Origin of the sequence: Bradyrhizobium lablabi (assembly GCF_018129385.1) — a bacterium.
GTDB lineage: Bacteria > Pseudomonadota > Alphaproteobacteria > Rhizobiales > Xanthobacteraceae > Bradyrhizobium > Bradyrhizobium lablabi_C.
This window is the reverse complement of record NZ_JAFCLN010000019.1, coordinates 96,486-116,977: the sequence shown is the minus strand read 5'-3', so window position 1 is coordinate 116,977 and position 20,492 is coordinate 96,486. Positions and strand designations below refer to the sequence as shown.

19 protein-coding genes are annotated in these 20,492 nt (G+C 64.1%); 5 read left to right on the top strand and 14 right to left on the bottom strand.

Annotated elements, in window-relative coordinates; genetic code table 11:
- Positions 1–2: 2 nt before the first annotated feature.
- The 4 genes from JQ628_RS28000 to JQ628_RS27985 form a co-directional block, all read right to left on the bottom strand.
- Entirely contained in the window at positions 3–953 is a 951-nt protein-coding gene (locus JQ628_RS28000; RefSeq protein WP_212227787.1) for an FAD binding domain-containing protein, read from the bottom strand.
- Positions 950–1,612, bottom strand: a complete 663-nt coding sequence (paoA, locus tag JQ628_RS27995) for an aldehyde dehydrogenase iron-sulfur subunit PaoA (protein ID WP_212227785.1) — start codon at positions 1,610–1,612, stop codon at positions 950–952. The genes JQ628_RS28000 and paoA overlap by 4 nt, the downstream gene beginning before the upstream one ends.
- Positions 1,613–1,798: 186 nt before the next feature.
- Positions 1,799–2,737, bottom strand: coding sequence for a polyphosphate kinase 2 family protein (locus JQ628_RS27990; RefSeq protein ID WP_212227776.1), 939 nt, complete (start codon positions 2,735–2,737; stop codon positions 1,799–1,801).
- Complete coding sequence (locus tag JQ628_RS27985; RefSeq protein WP_212227774.1) at positions 2,698–4,080, bottom strand: NAD(P)/FAD-dependent oxidoreductase; 1,383 nt, start codon at positions 4,078–4,080, stop codon at positions 2,698–2,700. The genes JQ628_RS27990 and JQ628_RS27985 overlap by 40 nt, the downstream gene beginning before the upstream one ends.
- 98 nt (positions 4,081–4,178) lie before the next feature.
- Between JQ628_RS27985 and JQ628_RS27980 the strand changes: the two genes are divergently transcribed.
- Positions 4,179–5,033 (top strand): VOC family protein, encoded by an 855-nt coding sequence (locus JQ628_RS27980; protein WP_212227772.1) that lies wholly within the window; start codon positions 4,179–4,181, stop codon positions 5,031–5,033.
- A 103-nt stretch (positions 5,034–5,136) separates the two neighbouring features.
- Here the strand turns inward: JQ628_RS27980 and JQ628_RS27975 are convergent, their stop codons facing one another.
- The 7 genes from JQ628_RS27975 to JQ628_RS27945 all read right to left on the bottom strand — a co-directional run bounded on the left by JQ628_RS27975 (position 5,137) and on the right by JQ628_RS27945 (position 11,864).
- Positions 5,137–6,093: a branched-chain amino acid ABC transporter permease gene (locus JQ628_RS27975; RefSeq protein ID WP_349628133.1), complete on the bottom strand. Its 957-nt coding sequence runs from the start codon at positions 6,091–6,093 to the stop codon at positions 5,137–5,139.
- The gene (locus JQ628_RS27970; protein ID WP_212227768.1) at positions 6,090–6,971 is read right to left on the bottom strand and encodes a branched-chain amino acid ABC transporter permease; all 882 of its coding nucleotides are present in this window, start codon (positions 6,969–6,971) and stop codon (positions 6,090–6,092) included. The genes JQ628_RS27975 and JQ628_RS27970 overlap by 4 nt, the downstream gene beginning before the upstream one ends.
- A gap of 197 nt (positions 6,972–7,168) precedes the next feature.
- A complete protein-coding gene (locus JQ628_RS27965) occupies positions 7,169–7,873 on the bottom strand; it encodes an ABC transporter ATP-binding protein (RefSeq protein WP_212227767.1) in 705 nt (234 codons plus the stop codon).
- Positions 7,866–8,645 (bottom strand): ABC transporter ATP-binding protein, encoded by a 780-nt coding sequence (locus JQ628_RS27960; RefSeq protein ID WP_212227765.1) that lies wholly within the window; start codon positions 8,643–8,645, stop codon positions 7,866–7,868. The genes JQ628_RS27965 and JQ628_RS27960 overlap by 8 nt, the downstream gene beginning before the upstream one ends.
- 22 nt (positions 8,646–8,667) lie before the next feature.
- A complete protein-coding gene (locus tag JQ628_RS27955; protein WP_212227763.1) occupies positions 8,668–9,978 on the bottom strand; it encodes an ABC transporter substrate-binding protein in 1,311 nt (436 codons plus the stop codon).
- Between the two features lie 146 nt (positions 9,979–10,124).
- Positions 10,125–10,826, bottom strand: coding sequence for an NUDIX hydrolase (locus tag JQ628_RS27950; protein WP_212227761.1), 702 nt, complete (start codon positions 10,824–10,826; stop codon positions 10,125–10,127).
- A 9-nt stretch (positions 10,827–10,835) separates the two neighbouring features.
- Positions 10,836–11,864 carry an ABC transporter substrate-binding protein gene (locus JQ628_RS27945; RefSeq protein ID WP_212227759.1) on the bottom strand — a complete coding sequence of 343 codons (1,029 nt, stop codon included), beginning with the start codon at positions 11,862–11,864 and terminating at the stop codon, positions 10,836–10,838.
- A gap of 205 nt (positions 11,865–12,069) precedes the next feature.
- On the opposite strand from JQ628_RS27945, the gene JQ628_RS27940 reads away from it, so the two are divergent.
- Complete coding sequence (locus JQ628_RS27940; protein WP_212227757.1) at positions 12,070–12,519, top strand: cupin domain-containing protein; 450 nt, start codon at positions 12,070–12,072, stop codon at positions 12,517–12,519.
- A gap of 111 nt (positions 12,520–12,630) precedes the next feature.
- Here the strand turns inward: JQ628_RS27940 and JQ628_RS27935 are convergent, their stop codons facing one another.
- Both JQ628_RS27935 and JQ628_RS27930 read right to left on the bottom strand, forming a co-directional pair.
- Positions 12,631–13,419, bottom strand: a complete 789-nt coding sequence (locus JQ628_RS27935) for an ABC transporter permease (protein WP_212227755.1) — start codon at positions 13,417–13,419, stop codon at positions 12,631–12,633.
- 164 nt (positions 13,420–13,583) lie between these two features.
- A complete protein-coding gene (locus tag JQ628_RS27930) occupies positions 13,584–14,396 on the bottom strand; it encodes an ABC transporter ATP-binding protein (RefSeq protein ID WP_212227753.1) in 813 nt (270 codons plus the stop codon).
- 237 nt (positions 14,397–14,633) lie between these two features.
- On the opposite strand from JQ628_RS27930, the gene JQ628_RS27925 reads away from it, so the two are divergent.
- The 3 genes from JQ628_RS27925 to JQ628_RS27915 all read left to right on the top strand — a co-directional run bounded on the left by JQ628_RS27925 (position 14,634) and on the right by JQ628_RS27915 (position 18,474).
- Positions 14,634–16,034: an MFS transporter gene (locus tag JQ628_RS27925; RefSeq protein WP_212227751.1), complete on the top strand. Its 1,401-nt coding sequence runs from the start codon at positions 14,634–14,636 to the stop codon at positions 16,032–16,034.
- 98 nt (positions 16,035–16,132) lie between these two features.
- Positions 16,133–16,921, top strand: coding sequence for an ATP-binding cassette domain-containing protein (locus tag JQ628_RS27920; protein WP_212227749.1), 789 nt, complete (start codon positions 16,133–16,135; stop codon positions 16,919–16,921).
- Complete coding sequence (locus JQ628_RS27915) at positions 16,918–18,474, top strand: glycine betaine ABC transporter substrate-binding protein (protein WP_212227747.1); 1,557 nt, start codon at positions 16,918–16,920, stop codon at positions 18,472–18,474. Before JQ628_RS27920 ends, JQ628_RS27915 begins: the two co-directional genes overlap by 4 nt.
- A 93-nt stretch (positions 18,475–18,567) precedes the next feature.
- On the opposite strand, the gene JQ628_RS27910 is transcribed toward JQ628_RS27915, so the two are convergent.
- Positions 18,568–20,307, bottom strand: coding sequence for a sulfatase-like hydrolase/transferase (locus JQ628_RS27910; protein WP_212227740.1), 1,740 nt, complete (start codon positions 20,305–20,307; stop codon positions 18,568–18,570).
- Positions 20,308–20,492: the final 185 nt, after the last annotated feature.

Here is a 20,492-nt window from a genome sequence, read left to right as displayed (position 1 = left end):
TCTCAACCTCTTGCCTCAGTAAGCACCGCGCCGAGGGTGCGTTCGGCCAGCGTCAGCTTGAAGGCGTTCTCGCGCGTCGGCTTTGCGCCCTCGAACAGCTTTTCAGTGACGGCCTGCGCGCCGCGCGGCAGCGCCGCTTCCGCCGCCTCGATCCGCCAGGGCTTGTGCGCGACGCCGCCGAGCGCGACGCGCCCGCTGCCGTCGGGCTGCACGATGGCGGCGACCGAAACCAGCGCAAACGCATAGGACGCGCGGTCGCGCACCTTGCGATAGATCTGCTTGCCGCCGACCGGTTTTGGCAGCGTCACGGCCGATATCAATTCGCCGGGTTCGAGCGTCGTCTCGATGTGAGGCGTATCGCCGGGCAGCCGGTGCAACTCCGCAATCGGGATGTTTCGCGTAGCGCCGTCGGGCTTGACGGTTTCCACCGTCGCGTCGAGCGCGCGCATCGCAACGGCCATGTCACTCGGATGGGTCGCGATGCAGGCATCGCTGACGCCGACCACCGCGTGCTGGCGGCTGAATCCGCCGATAGCGGCGCAGCCGCTGCCGGGATGGCGTTTGTTGCAGGGCTGATTGGTGTCATAGAAATAGGGGCAGCGGGTGCGCTGAAGCAGATTGCCCGCGGTGGTCGCCCGGTTCCGCAACTGGCCGGAGGCGCCGGCGAGCAGCGCGCGCGACAGCACGGCATAGTCGCGCCGCACGCGCGCGTCCGCGGCGAGATCGGTGTTGCGGACCAGCGCGCCGATGCGCAATCCGCCATCGGGCGTGGGCTCGATCCTGTCGAGCCCGAGGTGATTAACGTCGATCAGATGGTTGGGCGCCTCGATCTCGAGCTTCATCAGGTCGAGCAGGTTGGTGCCGCCCGCAATGAACTTTGCGCCATCGGTGCGCGCCGCGGCTGCCGCCGCTTCAGCGGGCGAATGGGCGCGCTCGTAGGAAAAAGCCCTCATGCTTTCCTCCCGGCGACCTCGGTGATCGCCTCGGCAATATTGGAATAGGCGCCACAGCGGCAGATGTTGCCGCTCATGCGCTCGCGCAGTTCGGCATTGGTCAACTCCGGCGGCGCGTTCAGGTCAGTGCTGACGTGGCTCGGAATGCCGGCCTTGACCTCGTCGAGCACCGCGACCGCCGAACATATCTGGCCCGGCGTGCAATAGCCGCACTGATAGCCGTCATGCTTGACGAAGGCGGCCTGCATGGGATGCATCTGTTCCGGCGTGCCGAGCCCTTCGATGGTGGTGATGGTCTCGCCCTGATGCATCACCGCCAGCGTCAGGCATGAATTGATGCGGCGGCCGCCGACGATCACCGTGCAGGCGCCGCACTGGCCGTGATCGCAGCCCTTCTTGGTGCCGATGAGATGCAGGTGCTCGCGCAAGGCGTCGAGCAAGGTGGTGCGGGTATCGATAGCGACATCGCGGGTCTTGCCGTTCACCTCGAATGAAACATTGGACATGATCGGCACCCCGATGGCGGCGGCCTCGGCTCTGGCGAGCGACGGCGCTGCGGCTTCGGCAATGTGGGGGATCGCGAACGACGCCGCCCCGACGATCAGGAGGTCGCGCCGTGATATTCCGTGATCGTTTGGTGGGTCGTTTGGGCCATGCATGCCTGCTCTCCAATCCACGAGCTCGCTGCATTGCCAACGGCGCGATGGGAGGAGCGTTCCTGACGGACGGCCTCACTCTTTCGGGAAATTGAGGCAAGGGTTCCGCGGAACATGCGCACGGCAAATTGAGACGTGAGTGATGAGCCCGGCGCCGCCGCCCGCAAGCTGTCGCGCCTTAGCGGGAACTTACTTCTTCGACACGACCCTCACGGCACTGCCCTTTTCTTCATCAAGCAGCGCCTGGCGAACCTGCCTGAACTCGCTCAACTCCGCCTTGTCGACCTTCGGGAAATGCAGGTCGAGCTTTTCCAGCGCCGACACGATCGTCGAGCCGATCACGACCCGCGCGAACCACTTGTGATCGGCCGGCACGATGTGCCAAGGGGCATGGCGCGTTGAGGTGTGGCGGATCACCTCCTGATAGGCCGCCTGGTATTTGCCCCACAGCGCGCGCTCCCTGACGTCGGCCATCTCGAATTTCCAGTTCTTCGATGGCTGCTCCAGCCTGTCGAGGAAGCGCTGCCGCTGCTCTTCCTTGGAGATGTGCAGGAAGAATTTCAGGATCACCGTGCCGTTGCGCACGAGGTAGCGTTCGACGGCGGAAATATCCTCGAAGCGGTCGCGCCAGATGTTCTTCGTGACGAGTTTTGGCGGAATCTTCTGCTTGGCGAGGATTTCCGGATGCACGCGCACGACGAGGCATTCTTCATAATGGGAGCGGTTGAAGATGCCGATGCGGCCGCGCTGCGGCAACGCGATCATGCTGCGCCAGAGGTAATCATGGTCGAGCTCGAGCGATGACGGCTGCTTGAAGGACCAGACCTCGCAGCCCTGTGGATTGACGCCCTCGAACACGCTCTTGATCGCGGAGTCCTTGCCGGCAGCGTCCATGCCCTGAAAGATCAGCAGCATCGACCAGCGGTCCTGCGCATAGAGCTTTTCCTGGAAGTCATTGAGCCGCTTGCGGTTGGCCTCGATGATCTTTTCGCCCTTCTCCTTGTCGAGGCCGCCCTTCTCGCTGGTGCTGCACGATTTCAGATGAAACTCGCCGGAGCCGTCGAACGTGAATGGCGAGACAAAAGGCTTCAGTTGGTCCGCCAGCGATTGCGAAGAGTGCTTGCCCATGAAATGAAGTGCTCCGGTTGAGGCGGCCCGGACGGGCCGTCAGGAATTTCCCTGGCATCGCGGCGACGATAGACCATCAGCATCAGCGGCGCGAGCCGGCGCAGCAGGCCATGCGCGATATAGGGTGCAAGTTCGGTAAACGGCAATGCGAGATCGTCGGCAGGATGGCCTTGGGCTGCCAGCGACAATTGCTGGCCGATCGAGATCGACAGCGCCACCGCGCGGCCGTTGCAGCCGGCCCATGCAAAGGCATCGGGGCCGAGGCGATGGATGCGCGGCAGGAAGTCGGTGGTCATGCCGACGTAGCCATTCCAGACATAGTCGAACTTGACCTTGCCGATCTGCGGCCACAGGCGCTGGAGGCGTTTGCCGACCGTGTCCTTCAGGCGGGTAGCCGCATCCGGTGTGTTGAAGATGGCGCCGCCGGTGACCAGGCGATTGCGCGCATCGTAACGGGCAAAGTAGAGCTCGCCATGGGTGTCCGACATCGCCTGCCGGCCGGGGATGATTGTCTTGCGCGCCGCTTCGGAGAGCGGCTCGGTCGCCATCTGCCATGACAGCACCGGCATTACCTCGTGCGCGATGTCAGGGGCCAGCGATTTGCCGAATTCGCCGGTATAGGCGTTGGTGGCGAGGATGAGCGCGCGGCCGCTGATTTCGCCGTCGGCCGTTTTCACGATCCAGCGATTGTTCTGCCGTTCGAAACTCGCCGCAGGCGACCTTACAAAGATGCGGCCGCCGCGATCGAGCACGCATTGGGCAAGTCCACGCGACAGCGCCAGTGGATTGATGTGGCCGCCGTTCCTGTTCCAGAAGCCGCCATGCCAGGCATCCGAGCCGAGCATGGTTCGTATTTGCTCGCGCAACAGGATTTCGACCGGCGCACCTCGCTTCGACCATTGCCGCACGCGGCGCTCGGCAATCCTGATGCGGCCGGGCGAATGCACCGGCTGGATCCAGCCGGCCTGCTCCTGCTCGGCCTGGATCTGGTAGCGGCGCGCCAGGTCGAACAGGACGGACGCGCTGTCGCGAAGCAGCGTGACAAAGCGCTCCCCAGTGGCGCCGTGCTTGGCGACGATGTCGTCCGGGTCCGGCCGCGTCAGCGTCGGGATGACCTGGCCGTTGTTGCGGCCGGACGCGCCCCAGCCGGGTTCAGCGGCCTCGATGATCGCAACATCAACGCCCGCCTCGCGCAGATGCAATGCTGCGGAAAGGCCGGTAAAGCCGGCGCCGATGATGACGACGTCAGCTTGCGCCGCGCCAATCAGCCGCGGCAATTCGGGACCGGGCGGCGTCACGGCGGCCCAGAGCGACTCCGGCCAGCGGACCTCGTTGGATTGCATCTGGCGCGCTTCCTCTTTCAGCGGCATCGTGCGGACTTGCAGGCGCAGAACCGTTCTGTTTATCTCACTGTGCCAACGAACAACGAAGCAGCGCAAGCGTGACGATCAAGAGCATAACCGGAATCGACCACGCCGTGATCGCGGTCAGGGACCTCGACGCGGCGGCCGCCAACTGGCAGCAGCTCGGCTTCACGATCTCGCCGCGCGGCACCCACAGCGCGCATATGGGCACCGGCAACTACACGATCATGCTCGGCGAGGACTATATGGAGCTGCTCGGCGTGCTTACCGCTACCGAGCACAACGCGCCGACGCGCGCCTATCTCGAGCGGACCGGCGGCGGCATCGAGCGCATCGCGTTCACGACGCTGAGCGCGGCGGCGGGCGCGGCGGAAATCCGCAGCATGGGCTACACGCCGATCGGCCCAACCGATTTCGAGCGGCCGGTGACGATGCCGGACGGCCACCGAAGTGCGGCAAAGTTCGCCACCTTCATGTGGCCGACCGACGAGGCTCCCGGCGGCGTGCGGCTGTTCGCCTGCCAGCACAAGACGCGCGAGACGGTGTGGATTCCCGAATTGCAGAAGCATGCCAATACGGCGAAGCGGATTTCTGATGTGCTGGTGACGACGCCCGCGCCGGAGGATGATGCCAGACATCTGGCGAAGATGATCGCCGGCAATGTCGGCCGGGATACCGATGCGTTCGTGGTGCCGACCGGTTACGGGCGCGCCGACTTTGTGTTTCTGACGCGCGAGGCGATGGCGAAGCGGTATCCGGGCGTGCCGGTGAGCGAATTGCCGGAGCGCGCGGGCGCGGGCCTGCGGCTGGTGGCCGGCGATCTGGCGGCGGCGAAGGCTGCGGTTGGGGCGAAGGGGATTGCGAGCGGCGATGCGGTGATCGTGCCCCCGTCCAATGCCAACGGTGTGATGCTGGCGTTTGTGACGAGATAGAGATTGTCTCCGTCATGGCCGGGCTTGTCCCGGCCATCCACGACTTCCTTGATAGCAGCAAAGACGTGGATGCCCGGGACAAGCCCGGGCATGACGGCTTTGCCTACGCCTTCTTCAGCTTCAGCCGTTCCAGAATGCTGCCCAGAATTCCCTTCGGCAGGAAGATGATGAACAGCACCAGGAGCAGGCCGTAGACGAGATTGTCCCAGCCGACCGCCTTGGTGCCGAAACCGATGCGCAGGATTTCGGCGAGCAGGATGGTGATGATGGCGCCGACAGTGGGGCCGAGCGAAACGTAGAGGCCGCCGACGATGGCGGCGAACACCATCTGTAGCGACACCGCGATGCCGCTCACCGTATCAGGCGAGATGAACATCTGGTACTGGCAGTAGATCGCGCCGGCGAGCGCCGTCATCAGCGCGGAGACCAGCGTGATCTTGAGCTTTTCGGCCGTGACGTTGACGCCGGCCGCGGCGGCGGCGTCCTCGTCCTCCGAAATCGCCTCCATGGCATAGCGCGCCATGGAGCGGTCGACCCAGTTCCAGACGACGAGGCCGACCACCCAGACGAACAGCGCGATCAGATACCATGTCGTCTTGTCGTCGAACTGTAGCGCCCAGATGCCGCGGTCGCGGTTCGGCGTCAAGCCGAGCGAGCCGCCGGTATATTCGCGCGTTGCGGTGATAACCTGGAGCACGATGCCTGACAGCGCCAGCGTCACCAGCACGAAATAGTGGCCGGTAATGCGGAAGCGAAAACAGGGATAGGCGACGATCAGCGCCAGCACGCCGGCCAGCAGCATGCCGACGGGAATGCCGATCCAGGGCGTGATGTGGAGGTGGTTCCACAATAGCGCGGTGACGTAGGCCCCTACCCCCATGAAGCCGCCATGGCCGAGCGAGACGAGGCCAAAGCGGCCCATGATCGACCACGAGGTATAGGCGAACGACCAGATCAGGATCAGCACGAGAATGTGCAGATGATAGGGATCGCGATAGACGAAGGGCAGCGCGATCAGTACAGCGAGGCCGACGGCCCAGGCGGCGTAACGCGAATTCACGAGCGCCTCGCAAACAGGCCCGCGGGCCGAATGAACATCATGACGATGAAGAAGGCGAAGGCCAGCACGTAGCCCCATTCGAGGTCGGAGAACAGGCCGCCCAGCGAGATGATCTCGGCGAACACGAACGCCGCGATGAAGCCGCCTACGAAATTGCCGAGCCCGCCGAGCACGCAGATCAGGAAGGTGATCGGACCGAACGACAGCCCGACAAAGGGATGCACGTCATATTGCAGCACGAGCAGGCACGCGGCGAGGCCGGCGAGCGCGCCGCCGAGCGCGGAGGTGATGAGATAGATGCGCCTGGTGTCGACGCCCATCAGCGACATGATCTGGCGGTCCTGCGCGATGGCGCGGATCGCGGTGCCGGTGAAGGTTCGCGTCATGAAGAGATAGACGGCCACCATGCCGATCAGCGCGGCGATAAAGGACAACAGCCGTGAGTAGCTGAAATGCATCTCGCCGAATGCCAGCACCGGCAGGCGGATGCCGAGATTCCTGAAATCGATGCCGAAGGCGACGGTGGCAAAGCTTTGCAGGATGAACAGCACGCCGCCAGTGGCGAGCAACTGGTTGACCGGCGGCGCGGTCAGCAGCGGCTCGATGACGAGGAAATGCAGCAACGCCCCGAGCGCCGCGACCAGCAGGATCGCAAAGGGAGCGGCGACCCAGTACGGCAAGCCGAACACCTGGACCATGTAGTACATGCCGTACATGCCGATCATCACGAGCTCGGCGTAGCAGATCCAGGTGACGTCGATGACGCCGAAGATCAGATTGAGCCCGAGCGCGAGCAGCGCCAGCACGCCGCCGAGCAGGATGCCGTTGATCACGGCTTCCAGCAGGAAGATGTCGAAGACGTCGAGAAAGCCCTGCATCGTTTTTTATCCCGGCTTCGCTTCACCTCTCCCGCTTGCGGGGGAGGTCGGATCGCATCGACAGATGCGATCCGGGTGGGGGAAATTCTCTCCGCGCGGGCGGTGTGACTCGCGGAGAGTCTCCCACCCCAGCCCTCCCCCGCAAGCGGGAGAGGAGGCGCAGTGTGCATGCGGTAGCCGCTCGGCCAATCTCATCATCACACCCCGAGATATGCCTGCTTGATGGTGTCGCTGTTCAAGAGTTCCTCCGACGAGCCGGAGGCGCGGATAGTGCCGGCTTCCAGCAGGTAGGCGCGGTCGACGACCTTCAGCACCTGCTGCACGTTCTGCTCGACGATCAGCACGGTGAGGCCGGAGGCGCGAATGCGCTTGACCAGTTCGAACACCTGCTGCACCACGACGGGCGCGAGACCCGCGGAAGGCTCGTCAAGCAGCAGTAACTTCGGATTGGACATCAGCGCGCGGCCGATCGCGCACATCTGCTGCTCGCCGCCGGACATGGTGCCAGCCATCTGGTGGCGGCGCTCCTTCATGCGCGGGAACAGATCGAACACGAATTCGAGCCGCTCGGCATATTGCCCGCGGGCGCCCGGCATGTAGGCGCCCATCTTCAGATTGTCGTCGACGGTCAGGCGTGGAAACAGCCGGCGGTTCTCCGGCACATGCGCGATGCCGAGGCTGACGATGCGGTGCGGCGGCGTCGCCAGCACATTGGTGCCTTCCATTTTGATGGTGCCCCTGGTCGGGCGGATCAAGCCGGAGATCACCCGCATCAGAGTCGTCTTGCCGGCGCCGTTCGGGCCGATCACGCCGACCGCCTCGCCCGCCTTGACGTCGAGGTTGACGCCAAACAACGCCTGAAAGCTGCCATATCCCGCATCGACCGATCGCAGTTCAAGCATGGGGCTGGATCCCTGCGCGGCGGCGCGCTTCGGCGGCCGCGGCCTGCGTCGAATCCGCATCGGTGCCGAGATAGACCTCGATCACGCGCGGATCGCTCGCGACCGCGCTCGGCAGCCCTTCCGAAATCTTCTCGCCGTGATCGAGCACCATGACGCGATCGACCACGCGCATCAAAACACCCATGATATGTTCGACCCAGATGATGGTGATGCCGAGCTCGTCGCGGATCTTTCGCAGCATGTCGGCGGCCTGGTCCATCTCATGCTCGTCGAGCCCGCCGAGGCTCTCGTCGGCGAGCAGCAGTTTTGGCCCGGTGGCGAGCGCTTTCGCGAGCTCGAGCTTCTTCAGCCCCGCCGCGCCGAGCGTGTCGACGGTGGCGTGGCGATTGGTCGGCAGGCCCACCATGGCGAGCGCCTTCTCGGCGGAAGCATCCGCTTTGGCGCGGCTGTGACGGCCCTGGCCGTAGAAGCCGGCGAGCTCCACGTTCTCGAAGATGGTGAGACGGCGGAACGGCCGCGGAATCTGGAAGGTGCGGCCGATGCCGCTGTTGATGATGGCATGCGGCGCGGTGCCTGCGATCTGGCGGCCGTCGAACTCGATCGAGCCTGCCGTCGGCACCAGGGTGCCCGACAGCATGTTGAAGATCGTGCTCTTGCCGGATCCGTTCGGGCCGATCAGGCCGAGGATCTCGCCCTGATCGACCTTGAACGACACGTTATTGACCGCGGTGAAGCCGCCAAAGCGTTTGACCAAACCGTTGACGACCAGCACCGCCGGTACTCCGTTCGCTCGCTTACTGGTTGGAGAAAGTGGTGCCCTTCGGCAGGGGCAACACCGCCTCGCGCTGCGCCTGGCTCTTCGGCCAGACCACATGGGACTTGTCGTCGACATACTGGATGACGACGGGGAACGAGCGCTCGTTCTGCCCGGCCATCTGCGTGCCCTCGCCGTGGAACTTGACGCCGAAGCCGAGCATGGTGCCGCCTTCGGCGATATCGGTGTCGAGCGCAGCCTTGCGCAACGCGTCCGGATCGACGCCGCCATACTTCTTGATGGCGCGCGGCATCACCTCGGTCAGGAACAGATAGGTGTTGGAAGCAGCCATGCCGACATGGGCGGATCGGATCGCCACCCCGGGCTTGAGCTTGTCGAACTCCTCGCCGACCATCTTGATGACCGGCGGCAGCTTCGGGTCCATCGATTTCTGGTTGGCGAGCCAGATCGAGATGGGGTCGGTGTTGAAGACGTAGTTGACGTCGGTGCCTAACCCTTCCTTGAGCTTTTCGTAGACGCCGTAACCGGCGCCGTGGCCGACCAGCGCGGCGAATTTCAAGCCCTGCTCGCGCGCCTGACGCCCGAACAGCGTGATGTCCGGATTGTAGCCGGTGTGGAAGATCACGTCGGGCCGGGCCCGCTTGAGCTTGGTCACCAGCGCGGACAAATCCGGCGCGGTGGCGGCATAGCCTTCCTTCAGCACGACCTGGAAACCGGCCTTCTTGGCGCCGGCCTCGTTGCCCTTGGAGACGTCGACGCCGTAGGCGCCGTCCTCATGGATGATGGCGACGCGCAGGTCCTTCGGCTCCTTGCCGAGCTTCTCCTTTGAGTTTTGCGCGATGAAATCCATCGTCATCATGCCGAACTGGTCGCCGCTCGCCTGCGGGCGGAACACGTATTTGAAGTTCTTGTCAGCGAGCACGGCGGAGGAGATGCAGGTGGTGATCCACATGAACTTCTTGAGCTGCTCGACGCGGGCGGCCACCGGCACGCACTGCGCGGAGGAGAAGAAGCCGAGCAGCATGTCGACCTTTTCCTGCTCGATCAGGCGGACCGCCTCGTTGATGGCGACGTCCGGCTTGCTTTGGGCGTCGGCATAGATCGCCTCGACCTTGTAACCTTCGACGCCGGTCTTGGCGTATTGGTCGAGCATGATCTTGGCGCCGGTATATTGCAGCTCCGAGCCGCCGCCTGCGAGCGGGCCCGTCAGGTCGTAGATCACGCCGATCTTGATCTTTTTCTCCTGGGCGACGGCGGAAGACGCCATCCCCAGCGCCGCGATCGCGGTAACAAGCCCAACGGCAAGGCGCGTAGCTTTGTGCCCCGGCATTCAAACCTCCCTGGAATTGTGCTTTTTGTTTTTCTTGGTCTTGTTGGCGCCTATCACAGGGGGAGTGCCGCCCGATGTCAAGCGCATTGGGCTGCGTCTGCCCAGCGCAGGCACAATCGGGGATCAGCCAAGTCTGCAACGCAGGGTTACGCCGCCAGTTGCGTTTCCAGAAAGGCGGTCACGAAGCGCGGCATCGCCGCCGTGATATCGTTGCGCTTCCGCACCAGATGGATGGCGCATAGTTCGGGCGAGGCCTGGCGCGCGAGATTGGCCTCGATCACGCCGCGGAGTTCCTCGCCGGACAGATCGGATTGCAGGATGCGGATCATCGCAAACGATGTGCCGGTGTCGATACAGTCCCAATGATCGCCGGCGCGATAATCCGCGGGCGTCAGCCCGGTTTCCTCTTCGGCTTCGCGCGCGATGCTGCCGGGAATGTCGACGGCACCATCCCTGATGTCGTCGAGGTCGGGCGTGCCGGCCGGAAAATAGATGCGGCCGGCATTGGCGGTGTGCGCGCTCATCTCGCCGAGCACGAAGGCGCCGTCGGAAGAGCGTAGCGCGCCCATCCCGAAACCGTTGAACACCTCACCGTCCGGAAAGCCCCAGTCGCGCCAGGCAAGGAAGCTGGCAAAATCGGTCTCGAAATAATCGGCGCTGATCGCGTCCCTCGACAAGCTCGCATTGCGGGCGAGCAGCACGCGGCCGTTCCACAGCTTTGGCCTGATGCGCTGCTGATCGGCAAAGTGCGCATCGATCTCGGCCCGCCGCGCCTGCGCGAACGGCCATGCCCACTGCGTCACCCGCAAATCAAGCGTGGTGACGCGATGAATGCGCGCGGCAGTCACGAACAGCGACTACTTCGTGCCCGTGCCCGTCGTCTTCTTGGCGTTCTCGACGAACTTGTTGGTCCAGGTCTTGCTGACGTCGATATTGGCCTTGGCGACTTCGGGCGAGCCCTCGCTGAACACGGCGAGCACGGCGTCGGCACCCTTGGGGTCCATCAGGCCTGACGTCGAATACATCGGGATCGTGTTTTTCAGCGCCGCCAGATACAGCTCCTTGTTCTTGCCGACAATCTCGTCCGGCATCTTTGCCATGATCTCTTCCGGCGTGTGCGAGTGGATCCAGTTCAGCGTGGCGACGATCGCATTGGTCAGCGCCTGGGCTTCCTTCTCATGTGACTTGATCCAGGCGACCGTCGAATAGAGCGATCCGCCCGGATATTCGCCGCCCAGCATCTCGATCGTGTCCTTCTGCGTGCGGGTGTCGGCGAGGATCTTCAGATCCTTGTACTCGCCCTGGAGCACGGTGACGGAGGGATCGAGCATCACGGCGGCATCGATCTGGCCCTGCTGCATGGCGGCCACCGCGGTGGCGCCAAGGCCGACGCCGATCACGGACGCGCTGGTGGGGTCGAGACCGTTCTTCTTGAGAAGATATTTGAGGAAGAAATCGGTCGAGGAGCCCGGCGCGCTGACGCCGACCTTCTTGCCGGCGAGATCCTTGATCGACTTGATGCTGGCCGTGGTCTTTGGCGACACCACCAGCACGAGGCCGGGATAACGGTCATAGACGACGAAGGATTGCAGCTCCTGCTTCTTGGCCGCGAGGTTGACGCAATGGTCGAAATAGCCGGAGACCACGTCGGCGCTGCCGCCGAGCACTGCCTTGAGCGCATCCGAGCCGCCCTTGAGGTCGACCAGCTCGACCGCCACCCCCGCCTTCTCATACTCCCCGAGCTGCTTGGCCAGCACGGTCGGCAGGTAGCAGAGGCAGGCGCCGCCGCCGACCGCGATCGTGACCTTGCTTTGCGCCGCCGCAATGCCAGTGGTGAGCGCCAGCGCCAGCAGCGTTCCGGCCAGACGGCTGAAGAGTTTTTGCATGAATTCCTCCATTTTGGCCGGGAAGATAGTGCAGCGGGCGGGACTTGAGAAGGAGACTTTGGGCCATGGCACATCTGCCGGGGCAACCGTGACGGAAGCGCTTTATTCCACCGCGTGCGGGCGATCTTTTGCGCCATTGCAACTTTTCAGCCTGGCCGCGGCGGCTTAGCATCCACGGCACAAAAACAAGCCCAGGGAGGATTCCATGAACCGCATCGTTGCTGCGTTCTCGCTGACGGCCGCCTTTGCCGCCGGCTGCGGCGTCACGCATTTCCTGCGCCCGGCGCTCGCCGCCGAGAACATCACCGCGCAGGTCATTCACACCGGTGAACTGGAAGGCGACGCGCTCAGCCCGGTCGCGCCCAATGGCATGCGCAACAAGGTGCTCGCCGTGGCCGACGGCATGACCATCGCGATGCAGGACGGCAGCCCGCCAAAGCACCTGCACGCCAATTCGCACGAAATCCAGTATATCCTGGAAGGCACCGGCACGATCTGGCTCGGCGACAAGGAAGTGACGGTGAAGCCAGGCGACCTCGTCATCATCCCGAAAGGAACGCCGCATGCCGGCACCAAGCCCAGCGGCCGCACCATCAAGGCGATCGCGATCAAGACGCCGCCGCAGGCGCCTGACGATACGAAGCTGTTGAATTGAGGCACCGGCCTCTCCGCCGTCATTGCGAGCGAAGCGAAGCAATCCATGCCGCCACGAAGGAAGTATGGATTGCTTCGTCGCTTCGCTCCTTGCAATGACGAGTGGTAAGACCTACCCCCTGCCCTCCGCCGCGGCGGGGCGCCAGACCAAGAGCCGCCGCTCGACCAGCGTCACGCCGAAATCGATCAGGATGACGAAGGCGGACAGCACGAACATGCCGGCGAACACGGCGGCGACGTCAAAGATGCCTTCGGCCTGCTGGATCAGATAGCCGAGGCCGGCCGCAGAGCCGAGATACTCGCCGACCACGGCGCCGACCACGGCAAAGCCCACGGCCGTGTGCAGCGAGGAGAACATCCAGGACAGTGCCGACGGCCAGTAGACGTGCCGCGTCAACTGCCGCTCGTTCATGCCGAGCATGCGGCCGTTGTCCAGCACCGTGGCCGAGACTTCCTTGACGCCCTGATAGACGTTGAAGAACACGATGAAGAACACCAGCGTCACCCCGAGCGCGACCTTCGACCAGATGCCGAGGCCGAGCCACAGCGCAAAGATCGGCGCCAGCACGACGCGCGGCAGGGCGTTGATCATCTTGACATAGGGATCGAACACGGCGGCGACGCGCGGCTGGCGCGCGAACCAGAAGCCGACCAGTATGCCGGCGATCGAGCCGATCACGAAGGCGAGGGCCGATTCCAGCAGCGTGATGAACAGGTGCTTCCAGATCACGCCGCTCGAAAACCATTTGACGATCTGGCTGGCGACATCGATGGGGGTGGAGAAGAAGAACGGCGGTAGCAGGATCTTTCCGAACACCGGCACCGTAGCGAAGAGCTGCCACAGCGCCAGCGCGACCACGGCGACCAGGATCTGCAATGCGAGAAGCGTAAGGCGCGACATGTTCTAGCCACCCGTCGTCCCGGCGAAAGCCGGGACCCATAACCACCGATGCTGGTTGCTTGAACAAAGCCGTCGGCCACCGTCTTCCATCAATTCGGCCGCGGCGTATGGGTCCCGGCGTTCGCCGGGACGACGGTGTGGATTCCTCCTGCCACAAAGCGACATCAGCCGGCTCCCGCCGCTTGGGTAGACTGCGCGTAGCCCTTCATCACCTCGTCCTTCAAGACGCTCCAGATTTCCCGGTGCAGCTCGTGAAATTCCTTTTCCATCCGCACCTCGGAAATGTCGCGCGGCCGCTTGAGCGTCACGCGCCAGTCGCCGATGATGCGCGCGGACGGGCCGGCCGACATGATGACGACGCGGTCGGCGAGCGCGATGGCTTCCTCCAGATCGTGGGTGACGAACAGCACCGCCTTGCGGTCGGCATTCCAGAGCTCCAGCAAGAGATTGCCCATGATCTGGCGGGTCTGGGCATCGAGCGGCCCGAACGGCTCGTCCATCAAGAGGATCTTGGGATCGCGAATCAGCACCTGCGCCAGGCCAACTCGTTTTCTCTGGCCGCCGGAGAGCATGTGAGGGTAGCGGCCCGCGAAGGCGCCGAGGCCGACCGACGTCAGCCATTTTTGCGCACGCGCACGGGCTTCCGTGTGCGACACGCCCTTGATCTCGAGCCCGATCGCGACATTGTCGAGCGCGGTCTTCCACGGAAACAGCGCATCGGCCTGGAAGAGATAGCCGGCGTCGCGGTTCAGCCCGGTCAGCGGGGCATCGAAGATGCGCACCGCGCCCGCAGCTGGCTTCAGCAGCCCGGCGGCGACGTTCAGGAGGGTCGATTTTCCGCAGCCGGTCGGGCCGACGATGGCGACGAACTCGCCCTGCTCCACGGAAAGGCTGGCCTTTTCGACCGCGGTATAGATGCGTGCATCGGCAAGGCGAAACGCCACCGTCGCATCCTCCAGCGCAACCGCCGTTGGCATTCTGCCGCCCACTCTCGCTCCTTCCGGATTTGATGGATGCCTTAGCGGTTACGCGCGGCAAGTTCAACGCGGCATTGCAGCATCGTTGCCGAGCGCTGCCTGCGAAGTCCTGCGGCCGATCTCGAATCCGGTTGAACCAGAGTTTACCAGCCGTGACCGAACCCTGAACGGAACGGCGCGTTTCCATTGACTGGCGCATAATCATATCAAGATCAGCGCGGTTGCGGAGAAACGCCCATGACAAAACCTGGCGCGGACACGACGTCGCTCGCCCCATCCGAACATCGGATCCAGCTTCGCCGCGCCGTGGTCGCGTCAACGATCGGAACCACGATCGAATGGTATGATTTTTTCCTCTACAGCACCGTTACCGGCCTCGTCTTCGCAAAGCTGTTTTTCCCGCACTCCGATCCGTGGGTCGGTACGCTGGAGGCGTTCGCCATCTATGCCGTGGGCTTCATCGCCCGTCCGGTCGGCGCCGCCATTTTCGGGCATTTCGGAGACCGCATCGGCCGCAAGTCGACGCTGATTGCAACGCTGCTGCTGATGGGCCTGGCCACCGCCGCGGTGGCCCTGGTGCCGACCTACGAGAGCATCGGCATCTGGGGCGCCGTGATCCTGACTGCCTTGCGATTCATCCAGGGCGTCGGCGTCGGCGGTGAGTGGGGCGGATCGGTGCTGATGTCGATGGAATGGGCGCGCGACAACCGATCGCGCGGGCTGATCGCGTCATGGCCCCAGTTCGGGGCGACGTGCGGACTGTTCCTGGCCAATCTCGCGGTGCTGGCATTGAGCCAGATGTCCGGCGAACAGTTTCTGGCCTGGGGCTGGCGGATCCCGTTCGCACTCAGCATCGTCCTGGTGGGCCTCGGCCTCTATATCCGGCTCGGCATTCTGGAAACGCCGGTGTTCGCCAGATTGCTGGCCGAGCGCAAGATCGACCGCACGCCGATGCTATCGGCAATCAGGCAGCATCCGAAGGAAATCGTGCTCTCCGCCTTTGCGCGCATGGCCGAGCAGGCGCCCTTCTACATCTTCACGGCCTTCATCTTCTCCTACGGAATCGGCACGCTGCATGTCTCGCGCAACTTCCTGCTGACCGCGGTGCTGACGGCATCCGTCCTGTCCTTTGTCTCGATCCCGCTGTTCGGGCACCTGTCCGACCTGTATGGCCGCAAGAACATCTACATGGCCGGGGCGGCTGTAACCGGCATCTTCGGCTTCATCTATTTCGCGATGCTCAACACGGGATCCGAACCACTCATCTTCCTTGCGACGGTTCTTTCGCTGATTCCGCACGACATGATGTATGGCCCGCAAGCCGCGCTGATCGCCGAAAGCTTTACGGGAGAGCTGCGCTACAGCGGTTCCTCGCTCGGCTACCAGCTTGCTTCCGTCATCGCCGGCGGCCCGGCGCCGCTGATTGCAACCTGGCTGTTCGGCACGTTCCAATCGTCCACTGCGATCGCGGCCTACATTGCCGTCTGCGCCGTCGTCAGCCTCGTCGCGACCGCCCTGATGATCGACCGCACCGGCAAGGACATCAGCGGCGCGCGTGCCTATGACCGCCGGCCGCGGGAGGACTCGACCGCCCGCCAGCCGAACCCGCCGCCACCGCAGGCATCCGCGGCGCATTAGGCCGGCCTCACCCAAGTTCAACCAACCGCTGCAACGTGCTAGGTGATGGAGATCCTCCCTGGGGGAGGGTGAGAACCATCGAGGCTTCGAAGAGCTCAATGCCCCCTGCCCCGCTGATCGCCTACAAGCAGGTAACCAAGACCTTCGATGGCGGCCGCGTGGTGGCGGTGGCTGATGTCTCGCTCGAGGTAGCCGAGGGTGAATTTTTGGCCATCGTCGGCGGCTCCGGCTCGGGCAAAACCACGCTGCTGCGGTTGGCCAACCGGCTAATCGAGACGGACGGTGGCACCATCACGGTTGAAGGCGAGGATGTCGGCCGCGCCGATCCGATACGTCTGCGGCGGCGGATCGGCTATGTCTTCCAGAGCGGCGCGCTGTTTCCGCACATGAGCGTGGCTGAAAATGTCGGCGTCACGCCAAAGCTGCTGGGCTGGCCGGCCGCGGAAATATCCGCGCGCGTCGACGAACTGCTCGACCTGGTGCGGCTCGACCGCGCGGCCTATCGCGACCGCCTGCCGCACGAGCTTTCCGGCGGACAGCGCCAGCGCGTCGGCGTGGCGCGGGCGCTGACCGCAAAGCCGCGCATCGTGCTGATGGACGAGCCGTTCGGCGCGCTCGACCCCCTCACCCGCGATGCCCTTGGCGATGATTATCGCGAGCTGCACCGCAAGCTTGGACTGACCACGGTCATGATCACCCATGACATGACCGAGGCCATCCTGCTCGCCGACCGCATCGCGGTGATGCATGGCGGCAAATTGCTGGCGCAGGGCACCCCTCGCGAGCTTGCCGCGAGTGGCGATGTATATGTCGGCGAACTCTTGCGCACGCCGCGGCGGCAGGCCGAGCGGCTGAGCGACGCGCTGCCGCGGGACGGCGCGGCATGAATTTTTTCCCCGATCCCCGCTGGAGCGAGGCGCTTTCGCACCTGCCCGATTATCTCGGCAATCATGTACGCGTCAGCGTCACCGCGCTCGTACTCGGGCTTGCGGTGAGCTTGCCGCTCGCCATCCTCTCGCGCCATCGCCCGGTGCTGCGCGGCGCGCTGCTCGGGCTGGCCAGCATCGTGCAGACGGTACCGGGGCTGGCGCTGCTCGCGCTATTCTATCCGCTGCTGCTGGCGCTGGCCGCGCTCTCGCTGTCATGGTTCGGCGTTGGCTTTTCCGCGTTCGGCTTCCTGCCTGCGGTGCTGGCGCTGGCGCTCTATTCGATGTTGCCGGTGCTGCGCAACACCATCACGGGACTATTGGGCGTCGATGCCCAAATCCTGGAGGCGGCGCAGGGCGTCGGCATGACGCCGCGGCAATCGCTGTTCTCGGTCGAGCTGCCGCTGGCGCTGCCTGTCATGATGGCGGGCATCCGCACCGCCGCGGTGTGGGTGATCGGTACCGCGACGCTGTCGACGCCGATCGGCCAGACCAGCCTCGGCAATTACATCTTTGCGGGCCTACAGACCCAGAACTGGGTGTTTGTGCTGTTCGGCTGCTTCGCGGCCGCGGCGCTGGCCCTCGCGGTCGATCAACTGCTGGCGCTGATCGAAAGCGGCGTGCGCTACCGAAGCCGCCTGCGCACCGCGCTCGGCGGCATCGGGATTTTGGCGCTGGTTGCCGCCACGCTGGTGCCGGCAATGGCGCGCTCGTCGTCGAATTATACCGTCGGCGCAAAGACCTTTGCCGAACAATATGTACTGTCATCGCTGATCGCGCAGCGGCTGCGCGCGGCGGGACTGTCGGCCACATCGCGCGAGGGGCTTGGCTCCAACGTGATTTTTGACGCGCTCGCATCCAACGATATCGACGTTTATGTCGACTATTCCGGCACGCTGTGGGCCAACCAGTTTCATCACAGCGATATTCTCCCTCGCGAGGAATTGCTGCGCGAATTGAAGACCATCCTTACGAAGCAGAACATCACGCTGTTCGGCGAGCTTGGTTTTGAGAATGCCTATGCGCTGGTGATGCCGAGGAAGCGCGCCGCGGAGCTCGGCATCAGGAGCATCGCCGATCTCGCCGCGCGGGCGCCGGCGCTGTCGATTGCGGGCGACTACGAGTTTTTCTCGCGGCCGGAATGGGCGGGTATCCAGAAGGCCTATGGGCTCGCGTTCCGGACGCAGCGGCAGATGCAGCCGGACTTCATGTATGCGGCGGTGGCGAGCGGCGAAGTCGACGTGATCGCCGGCTATACCAGCGACGGGCTGATCGCGAAGTACGATCTGGTGGTGCTGGAGGATCCGAAGCACGCGATCCCGCCTTATGATGCGATCGTGCTGCTGGCGCCGAAGCGCGCGGAGGATGAGAGGTTGAAGGCGGCGCTGCGGCCGTTGCTCGGCAGGATCGACATCGCAGCGATGCGCGAGGCCAATCTGCGCGCGGCGGGGAACGACGCGGCAAGTTCGCCGGATGCGGTGGCGCGGTGGCTGTGGGAGAAGGTGGGGAAGTAGTTTTTCGTCATTGCGAGCGACGCGAAGCAATCCATGCATCGACTCGCCGCGCTATGGATTGCTTCTCTTCGCTCGCAATGACGGTGGTAACCGTCAGAGCCCCTTGATCAATCCTGCATCGATCAGCAGGCGGTTGAAGCGCCGCGCCTCGGCACCCTTGTTGCAGGTGTAGAACACGCCGCTACAGCGGAGCATGATCTTTTTCTGCTCGGCGAAGGTGGGATCGAGCGGCACGCCGGCGGCATCCTGGATCACGATCGGCAGGTAGGAAGCATCTAGCTTGTCCAGCGCCGACGAGAGGTCGCGGGGCGTGAAGTTGACGGTGTCGATGGCGTAATAGGTGGAAAAATAGCGCGGGTCCGACGTCATCAGGCGCTTTGCCAGCGTGGCGCGGTCGATGCCGGGCTCGATCATCTTTTGCGAGATCGCGGGCTGATGATCGCCGAAGCGCACGATCAGGAACTGCTCGTCGGGATAATCCTGCTTGAGGCGCGCGACGAATTTTCCGTAGTCCTGCGCGGTCATGGATTGCCGGCGGATATATTCGTCGATGTCGGCGGTATTGCCCGGCGCCTTCCAGTCCGGCGTCAGCTCGGGCCGGTAGACGTCGGTCCACGGGAAATGATTGGCCGTCAGATACAGGAACATGAAGACCGGCGCGCGCGAGGGCGCCTCGCGCTCGAACACTTTCAGCGCCTGGTCGTAGTAGAAACTGTCGGGCTGCATGTCCTCGTTCACGCCCATCGCGGCCATGTCGATGAAATCTTCCACGCCGGTCGCCTTCTGGAACGTGCGGGCGCTGAGGAAATCGCCATAGGTCGGATAGAGCGAAACGGTCTTGTAGCCGCAGTGCTGGAGGGCGGCCGGCAATCCGCGCGTCACCCGTCCGGCGGCGATGCGCGTGACGTAGAATTTCAAGTCGCCGAACGAGCGCGCCGACAGGCCGGTCACGACGCTGAACTCGGTGTACCAGGTCGGTCCGCCCGTCGCCTCCGCGACAAAGGTGCGCTGCTTGCCGTCAAAGGACTTGAAGAAGCCGGCATAGTCGGCCGGCACCTTGATGCCGGGCGCGGTACGGACATCGAAGCTGGACTCATCCAGCAGCATGATGACGTGCGGGCGCTTGACCGTGGTATCGCAATCCGTCGGCGGCGCGAGCGTGCTGGTGGCGGCGTGCGCGCCGCGCGCCAGGGGAAGCGAGGGCTGCGCCGGCGGGTCGGCCTCGATCCAGCCGGTCGACGTCAGATGCGACACCGCGACCACGCCTGATCGAGCGAGGCTGGAGATGTGGTTGACGCCCTGGAACGGCTCCCACGGCTGCTCCGGTTTCGCGATCGCCATGAGCGAGATCGCGGCGGTGGCGAATACCAGCAGCGCGAACGAGATTTTGCGGCTGATGCGGAACGGATCGGTGCGCCAGATCACCCACAGCGCGGGCACGGCAGCAACCGCGGCGATCAGCAGCGGCATCTTCAGCCGGGGAAACACCGACAGCAGGAATGAAAACGTGTCGCGGTCGATGATCAGGAAGTCGAGGAAGGTGACCGAAAGCTGGAGGATGTCGAATTTGAAGCGCGAAAATGCGATCAGCGTGACGGTCAGGATCAGCGACAGCGCGGCCGCGATGCCGGGGCGCGGCAGGAATACCAGCACGAGACAATTGGCGAACAGCCAGGCAAGCAGCGCCAGGGTAATCGCGAACGGCCCGTATTCGGTGGTGAACAGCGCATAGAGCGCGCCAAGATGCAGCGCGGCGACGCAGCCAATGCCGATGGCCGCGACGCCGCTGACGGCGGCGGTTGAAGACGGGCGGGATTTCGGCGCGGGCGCCATAGGCAGGACGCAACACACCCGGCACAATCGAAAACCTGGGCTGGCGAAGGCCAGGAGGCGCACGCGGCTAGCCGGTTTTCACAGCGTGTCACAAAACCGTATTGGAAACGTCATGAACGCGCAATGAATTTACCGAGCCGCCGCTCGGCTCGGTAAATTTCGACCTACGCCTAAAGTCGGAACAC

Coding starts and splice junctions, on each gene's coding strand:
- JQ628_RS28000 (WP_212227787.1), bottom strand. CDS start 953: ATGAGGGCTTTTTCCTACGAGCGCGCCCATTCGCCCGCTGAAGCGGCG.
- paoA (WP_212227785.1), bottom strand. CDS start 1,612: ATGCATGGCCCAAACGACCCACCAAACGATCACGGAATATCACGGCGC.
- JQ628_RS27990 (WP_212227776.1), bottom strand. CDS start 2,737: ATGGGCAAGCACTCTTCGCAATCGCTGGCGGACCAACTGAAGCCTTTT.
- JQ628_RS27985 (WP_212227774.1), bottom strand. CDS start 4,080: ATGCAATCCAACGAGGTCCGCTGGCCGGAGTCGCTCTGGGCCGCCGTG.
- JQ628_RS27970 (WP_212227768.1), bottom strand. CDS start 6,971: ATGCAGGGCTTTCTCGACGTCTTCGACATCTTCCTGCTGGAAGCCGTG.
- JQ628_RS27965 (WP_212227767.1), bottom strand. CDS start 7,873: ATGCTTGAACTGCGATCGGTCGATGCGGGATATGGCAGCTTTCAGGCG.
- JQ628_RS27955 (WP_212227763.1), bottom strand. CDS start 9,978: ATGCCGGGGCACAAAGCTACGCGCCTTGCCGTTGGGCTTGTTACCGCG.
- JQ628_RS27945 (WP_212227759.1), bottom strand. CDS start 11,864: ATGCAAAAACTCTTCAGCCGTCTGGCCGGAACGCTGCTGGCGCTGGCG.
- JQ628_RS27940 (WP_212227757.1), top strand. CDS start 12,070: ATGAACCGCATCGTTGCTGCGTTCTCGCTGACGGCCGCCTTTGCCGCC.
- JQ628_RS27935 (WP_212227755.1), bottom strand. CDS start 13,419: ATGTCGCGCCTTACGCTTCTCGCATTGCAGATCCTGGTCGCCGTGGTC.
- JQ628_RS27930 (WP_212227753.1), bottom strand. CDS start 14,396: ATGCCAACGGCGGTTGCGCTGGAGGATGCGACGGTGGCGTTTCGCCTT.
- JQ628_RS27925 (WP_212227751.1), top strand. CDS start 14,634: ATGACAAAACCTGGCGCGGACACGACGTCGCTCGCCCCATCCGAACAT.
- JQ628_RS27920 (WP_212227749.1), top strand. CDS start 16,133: ATGCCCCCTGCCCCGCTGATCGCCTACAAGCAGGTAACCAAGACCTTC.
- JQ628_RS27915 (WP_212227747.1), top strand. CDS start 16,918: ATGAATTTTTTCCCCGATCCCCGCTGGAGCGAGGCGCTTTCGCACCTG.
- JQ628_RS27910 (WP_212227740.1), bottom strand. CDS start 20,307: ATGGCGCCCGCGCCGAAATCCCGCCCGTCTTCAACCGCCGCCGTCAGC.